This is a genomic window from Pseudorhodobacter sp., assembly GCF_030452865.1.
Lineage (GTDB): Bacteria > Pseudomonadota > Alphaproteobacteria > Rhodobacterales > Rhodobacteraceae > Pseudorhodobacter.
Window position 1 is genome coordinate 1 of sequence record NZ_JAKDLJ010000213.1, and the last position, 6275, is coordinate 6275.

At 57.3% G+C, this 6275-nt stretch carries 7 protein-coding genes; 2 read left to right on the forward strand and 5 right to left on the reverse strand.

Annotated features, from left to right (window positions below; all coding sequences use genetic code 11):
* Positions 1-361 (forward strand): molybdopterin cofactor-binding domain-containing protein (locus L0H65_RS12550; RefSeq protein WP_301459395.1); only part of this gene is annotated, 361 nt, incomplete at its 5' end.
* A gap of 56 nt (positions 362-417) precedes the next feature.
* Positions 418-753, forward strand: coding sequence for a hypothetical protein (locus tag L0H65_RS12555; protein ID WP_301459396.1), 336 nt, complete (start codon positions 418-420; stop codon positions 751-753).
* 28 nt (positions 754-781) lie between these two features.
* On the opposite strand, the gene L0H65_RS12560 is transcribed toward L0H65_RS12555, so the two are convergent.
* From L0H65_RS12560 to L0H65_RS12580, 5 genes are all read right to left on the reverse strand, one after another.
* Complete coding sequence (locus L0H65_RS12560; RefSeq protein WP_301459397.1) at positions 782-1753, reverse strand: ABC transporter ATP-binding protein; 972 nt, start codon at positions 1751-1753, stop codon at positions 782-784.
* Entirely contained in the window at positions 1750-2685 is a 936-nt protein-coding gene (locus tag L0H65_RS12565; RefSeq protein ID WP_301459398.1) for an ABC transporter ATP-binding protein, read from the reverse strand. Before L0H65_RS12565 ends, L0H65_RS12560 begins: the two co-directional genes overlap by 4 nt.
* The gene (locus tag L0H65_RS12570; protein ID WP_301459399.1) at positions 2682-3506 is read right to left on the reverse strand and encodes an ABC transporter permease; all 825 of its coding nucleotides are present in this window, start codon (positions 3504-3506) and stop codon (positions 2682-2684) included. The genes L0H65_RS12565 and L0H65_RS12570 overlap by 4 nt, the downstream gene beginning before the upstream one ends.
* Positions 3503-4438, reverse strand: a complete 936-nt coding sequence (locus L0H65_RS12575; protein WP_301459400.1) for an ABC transporter permease — start codon at positions 4436-4438, stop codon at positions 3503-3505. Before L0H65_RS12575 ends, L0H65_RS12570 begins: the two co-directional genes overlap by 4 nt.
* A 64-nt stretch (positions 4439-4502) precedes the next feature.
* Positions 4503-6095, reverse strand: a complete 1593-nt coding sequence (locus L0H65_RS12580) for an ABC transporter substrate-binding protein (protein WP_301459401.1) — start codon at positions 6093-6095, stop codon at positions 4503-4505.
* Positions 6096-6275: the final 180 nt, after the last annotated feature.

Genomic DNA, 6275 nt, shown 5'->3' on the forward strand with positions numbered 1-6275 from the left:
AAAGGGTATTCGCATCGACAAGGTTTATGCGGTGGTCGATGTGGGTCAGGTGTTGGACCCGGTGAACCTTGAAGCGCAGGTTTTCGGCGGCGTGATCTTTGGCCTTGGCCATGCGATGAACTGTGAGTTGACCTACGACAACTATACGACCGAGCAGGACAACTACCATGTCTACGAGGCGATGCGGATGTATCAGACACCTCGGATTGAGGTTAAAGCGCTAAGCAACAGCCACAAAATCCGTGGTGTGGGGGAACCGGGCGTTCCCCCCGCGGCACCGGCACTGGCAAATGCGATCTTTGCCGCCACCGGTCAGCGCATTCGTGAAATGCCCTTCAACAAGCATATCAATTTTGTATGAAGGGGCCGAAGCAGGGGCCCCAATCTGACAAGCGCCAAAAAGAACAGGAAACGCCGATGACGCGACAGAACAGGAAATATCAGGCTGCCGCACTCTTGCTGTTTCTGGCGGCGGCACTGCATGCGCCGATCCTGTTTCTGGACGGTCAGGCGCGCCAACCTGCAATGATTGCCGCCATTATCTTTTGGCTGATGCTCGGGTTTGGTCTGTTGCGCGGATTGCGCCCGGTCGCCTATCTTGGTTTCCTCACAGGGCTTGCAGGGGCAATCGCGGCGCTTTATCTGGCAATGTCGGCCGCCGGCTTGGTCTCGGCTGTGTATGCGCTGATCCTGGCAGTCAATGCCGCTGCGGCGGTGGTCCTGTTCGGATTGCTGTGGACGCGGGCTGAGTAGGCGGCGCGGACAGCCGCCCAATAGTCGATCAAACTGCCTGACAGCGGATGAAATGGCCGGGTTCGAGTTCCACCAGTTCAGACTTCTCAGGCTCGGCATAAACGTCGGGCCGCCCAATGGATTGCGGATAAAACCGGTATCCCTGTGGTGGTGGCGGGTTTTTCGCCAAAGCTGACTTGCGATTGGGATGCAGCACCGTATCCGGGTCCGGAATCGTGGCGATCAGCTTGCGGGTATAGGGATGCGTCGGGTTGGCAAAGATCGCATCCCAGCGACCAAGCTCCACAATCTGGCCGAAATACATCACGGCAACACGGTCGCTCATATGCTCCACCACGCCGAGGTCATGGCTGATCATGATGAAGGACAGCGACAGTTCTTCCTGCAAGTCCAAGAGCAGGTTGATGATTTGCGCGCGCACCGACACATCCAGCGCCGACACCGGTTCATCCAGCATCAGAATGCGCGGGTTGAGCACAAGCGCGCGCGCAATGCCGATGCGCTGGCGCTGGCCGCCCGAAAACTCATGCGGGAAACGCGCGGCATGTTCGGGGCGCAGATCAACCTTTTTCAGAATGTCAGCGATCCTGTCATCCAATTCACTTTTCGCAGTAACACCGTGCAACCGCAAAGGCCCGGAAAGGGAAGACCGGACGGTTTGGCGCGGGTTGAGCGAGGCATAGGGGTCCTGGAACACCATCTGCGCGATCCGCGCCCGGTCCATCCGACTCGGCGCTGCCTCCCCGATGATCGAATTGCCTTCAAACAGGATATCGCCCGAGGTGGGTTCTTGCAGGCCCATAACGGCCAGCGCGGTGGTGGATTTGCCGCAACCGGATTCGCCCACCACAGACAGACATTCGCCTTCGCCTAGCGACAGATTCACGCCGCTGACCGCATGCAGGGTGCGTTTGTTGCGGGTGAAGAACTGATTGCCTATGGGGAAATGGACATGCAGATCGCGAATGTCGAGAATGGGCTGCGCTCCGGTGTCTTTCATACTGATGCCCCCGCCCGAACCCTTGGGTCACGAATGGAATTGCGCGGCTCATAGCAGAATTCCTGCAACAGGCTTTCCTTGTCGGCGATCAGGCTGTCGATATCGACCAGACGTTGCCGCCCACCCGCACCGTGGCGCGACCCAAGCCGGGGCAGGGCACCCAGCAGACCCTTGGTATAGGGGTGCTGCGGATTGGCGAATATGTCATAGGTGGCACGTTCTTCAACCAGCCGACCGGAATACATCACCCCCACCCGCTGACACATATTCGCGATCACCCCGAGGTCATGGCTGATCATCAAAACGGCGGTGCCGCGCGCAGCACAAAGCTCCGCAATCAGTTTCAAGACCTCATCCTGCACTGTCACATCCAGCGCGGTTGTCGGCTCATCCGCAATCAACAGATCGGGGTCGCAGGCGAGCGCAATGGCGATCATCACGCGCTGCCGCATCCCGCCAGACATTTGATGCGGATAGGCGCGCACCCGTTCCTCCGGGGCCGGAACCTGAACCGAGGCAAGCGCATCCACCGCCATCTTTTCCGCCTCATGCCAGCCTTTGCCACGATGCAGAACGAACATTTCGGCGATCTGGCGACCCACGGTTTTCAGCGGGTTCAGTGCCGTCATCGGCTCCTGAAAGATCATCGCAATCCGGTCGCCGCGCATGTCCCGCATCGCGCGGTCCGACAGGTCGCGCAGGTTCTTGCCCTTGAACAGAATTTCACCCTGGGTGACTTTCAAAGGCTTCTTCAGCAACCGGATCAGTGATAGTGCCGTCAGGCTTTTGCCCGACCCGCTTTCACCGACCAACCCGAACGCCTCTCCTGGCATGATCGAAAAGCTGACATCCTTGACGATACTCAATGCATTGCGGCGCGACGGGATGCCGACATGAACGTTCTTCAATTGGATAAGCGGAGCATCTGTCATTCGGAGCGTGTCCTCATATGCGGGTCAAGCATATCGCGGAGCCCGTCACCCAACAGGTTGAAGCCGAGCACGGTGACGAAGATTGCAAGGCCGGGAAACACAGCCGCCCAAGGGGCTATCACGATCAGTTCGCGCGCATCGGTCAGCATGTTACCCCAACTGGGGAAGGGGGGGCTGATGCCGAGGCCAAGGAAGGACAGCGCCGCCTCCGCAAGGACCGCAGAGCCAATGCCAAGCGTACTGATAACAAGGATCGGCCCGACCATGTTGGGCAAAAGCTGCGTCGCCATGATACGGGTGTCGCTGTAACCCAGCGTTTGCGCAGCCTGCACATAATTTTGCGCCTTGAGCGATAGGGTGGAAGACCGCGCGATGCGGCAGGTCCATGACCAGTTCGTCAGCCCCAGCGCGATGAGCAGGCTTGGCAGCCCCGGCCCGAGAATGGCCATGATCGCAAGTGCAAAGATCAGCGAGGGGATGGCCAACATCACATTGGTCAACCCGTTCACAAGGTCGTCCCACCAGCCACCCCAATAGGCTGCGGAAATGCCAAGCGACAGACCGATCACCGAATTGATGATCTGCGACACGATCCCGACCGTCAAGGACACCTGCGCGCCATAGAGAACGCGACTAAACACGTCGCGGCCCTGCGCATCGGTGCCGAACCAGAATGTCGCATCGGGCGGCAGTTCGGAATTCATCAGATTGGCGTCAAACACAGGGTCAAAGCTGGCGATGAGCGGTGCAAACAGCGCCCCGGCAATTACCAGCACGGTCAAAAACCCGCCGAGCCAAAGGTTAAGGTTGAAGCCTCTCATGTCTGTTTGATCCTTGGGTCAATGGCGGCATAAATGATGTCGACGAATGTGTTGATCAGCAAGAACCATAACACGATGACAAGGATGGTGCCCTGCACCACCGGAATATCGCGGATCGAGACGGAATCAACCAGAAGGGAACCGATGCCGGGCCATGCGAACAGTTTTTCAATGACCACCGCTTGCCCCATCATGGAGCCGAATTGCAGCCCGATTGTTGTCACCACCAGCACCATCACGTTGCGGGTCAGGTGCCAGCGGATCATCCGCGAATTGCTCATCCCTTTGGATTGTGCGGTGCGGATGAAATCTTCGTTCATGATCTCCAACACCCCGGCCCGCGTGGTTCGGGCCAACAGCGCGAGTGGCGTTACGCCAAGGGTGATCGCGGGCAGGATCAGATATTTGAAATCGCCGCCGCCGTAGCCAAAACTCGGCAACCAGCCAAGGATCAGCGCGAAAAGATACATCAACAGCAGGCCGAGCCAGAATTGCGGGAGCGACAGCCCCGAAACGGCCCCGATCATGGTTATGGAATCCAGCAGGCTCCCCGGTTTCAGCGCGGCAATGAAGCCAAGTGGCACCCCTATCACAACCGCCAATACCATTGCGGCAATGGCCAGTTTCAAGGACGCCCAAATCCGGTCGTTGATGACTTTGGTGACGGGTTCCCGCGTGCGGAATGATGTGCCCAAGTCTAACTTCGCCAAACCGACGAGATAGGTGCCAAAGCGTTCATAAACCGGCTTGTCCAGCCCGAATTGCTCATTCAGCCGCGCGATCATCTCCGGATCGCTCGCGGTCTTGCCATCTGACATCAAGCTGGAGGCGAAACTGCCGGGGATCACGCTGAAAATGATGAAGATCAGCATGGCAACGGCAATGATCGTCGGAATAACCTGAAACAGACGCCGAATGGTAAAACGCAGCATGAAACCGCCCTTCGTTTGCCTTGCGGCCCCGTGACAGGACCGCAAGTGGTTTATTCAGGGCAGATCACTTGCGCGAGTCAGGCGCGGTATCGTCGATCCAAAGCTCTTCATAGTTCTGGATCGCAAGCTCTGTCGCGTTGGCCTGCAAGCCGTGCAGCCAAGGCTGATAGGCCATGACCGCTTTGTTGTAGTTGAAGAACCAGCTTGGCGCGTCTTCCTGCACAATATCATTGGCCTGACGCAGCAGGTCGGTTTTCTTTGCCGGATCAGTTTCGGCACCTGCTTCTTCAAACAGCTTGTCAAACGCCGGGTCGCTCATCTGCTGATAGGCACAGCTGCTGCGCGGTGTTTTGGAGTAGAAGCATTTCATGACCGCATAATCGCTCGGCCCTGAAAGGTTCGACCACATATATGCTTGGAAATCACCGGCTGGAACAACTTCGGCCAGAACCGAGGCTTCCACCGGCTTTGCAGTGGCGCGGATACCGGCTTCTGCCAGCATCGGGATAATCGCCTCTACAATCGTCAAGCCCCAGCTTTCATTCTGGGTCGCGGTGATTGCCACATCAATGCCATCGGGATAACCGGCATCCGCCAGCATCTTTTTCGCCAGCGCGACATCGTAGGAATAAGGCTTGGCGTCCTTGTCATATGCGGCAGAGGAAATCGGCAGCCAGCCGGTTGCACGATAGGCCTTGTTCTTGACCAGCTTTTCGATGATCAGATCGGCATTGATCGCGTGGTTGAATGCCTGACGCACTTCCTTCTTGTCGAACGGTGCCTTGGTGGTGTCAAACCCGACATGGCGGGTATAAACTTCTGCCACTTCCAGAATATGGTCTTTCAGCGCGTCATCGGCCTGATAAGCGACATATTGGGTCGGGCCGAGAACCGAAACGTCGATTTCCTTGTTCCGGAACGCCACATCGCGGGCGGAGGCATCACCGAGAAGAACAATGTTGATCTTGTCGAGGTAGGGCTGCCCTTCCTTGTAGTACTTGTCGAATTTCTTGACCACGACCTTCGAGCCGGGGATGTTTTCAACAAATTCAAACGGTCCAAGACCAATCGGATGCGTGATGAAATTCGGATCTTCGCCGGCGCCGGTGGGATAGATGGCGGCGTTTGTGTTCATCAAGTCGAAACCCGGTTCCGCCGGATCGCTGTAGCTGATTTCGACGGTGTGATCGTCGATCTTTTTCAGGCCGGCGATATGCTCCGCCTCGCCCTTGTTGAACGCCTCAATGCCAACAAGGTTGGAGAAATAGCGCGCGCCGGGGAAGGCGTTCTTGGGGTTCGCGATCCGCTCATAGGAATAGATCACGTCATCGGCGGTGAAGGGCTTGCCGTTGTGGAAAACCGCATTCTCGCGCAGCTTGTAGGTGAAAACCTTGTTGTCGGGGGAGGCGGTGACTTCGGTTGCCAGTTCCAGTTCCGGCTTGCTGTCAGTCGAATTCCACTGATACAGGCTGCGGTGGATCGCCTTGGCAGGAAACTCATCCTGCGTCGAAGGTGAAGTATGGATATCCAGCGTCCCGAAGCTGGAACCATAGGGCGCGACAAAGTTCAGCGTTCCGCCGCTTTTCGGCGTTTCGGCCAGACTGGCCGTTGAGACGCCCATCAGCAGCGCCGCAGCCAGGGTAAGTGATTTCAGCATTATTCTCTCCTTGTTGTGGTTGTTTTCTTGTTCTTTTCGGTCGGTTCAACTGCCGGCCTGATACACGATCTGCCCCCCCAGAATCGTCATGGTGCAATGCGTGTGGTGCAGAATATCCTCGGGGTCGGCTTCAAGCATATTGCGGGAAAATACCGCTATATCCGCAAGTTGACCCGAAAT

Bases quoted from the DNA above. Each gene is read 5' to 3' on its own strand.
- L0H65_RS12580 (WP_301459401.1), bottom strand. From the start codon at position 6,095: ATGCTGAAATCACTTACCCTGGCTGCGGCGCTGCTGATGGGCGTCTCA.
- L0H65_RS12575 (WP_301459400.1), bottom strand. From the start codon at position 4,438: ATGCTGCGTTTTACCATTCGGCGTCTGTTTCAGGTTATTCCGACGATC.
- L0H65_RS12570 (WP_301459399.1), bottom strand. From the start codon at position 3,506: ATGAGAGGCTTCAACCTTAACCTTTGGCTCGGCGGGTTTTTGACCGTG.
- L0H65_RS12565 (WP_301459398.1), bottom strand. From the start codon at position 2,685: ATGACAGATGCTCCGCTTATCCAATTGAAGAACGTTCATGTCGGCATC.
- L0H65_RS12555 (WP_301459396.1), top strand. From the start codon at position 418: ATGACGCGACAGAACAGGAAATATCAGGCTGCCGCACTCTTGCTGTTT.
- L0H65_RS12560 (WP_301459397.1), bottom strand. From the start codon at position 1,753: ATGAAAGACACCGGAGCGCAGCCCATTCTCGACATTCGCGATCTGCAT.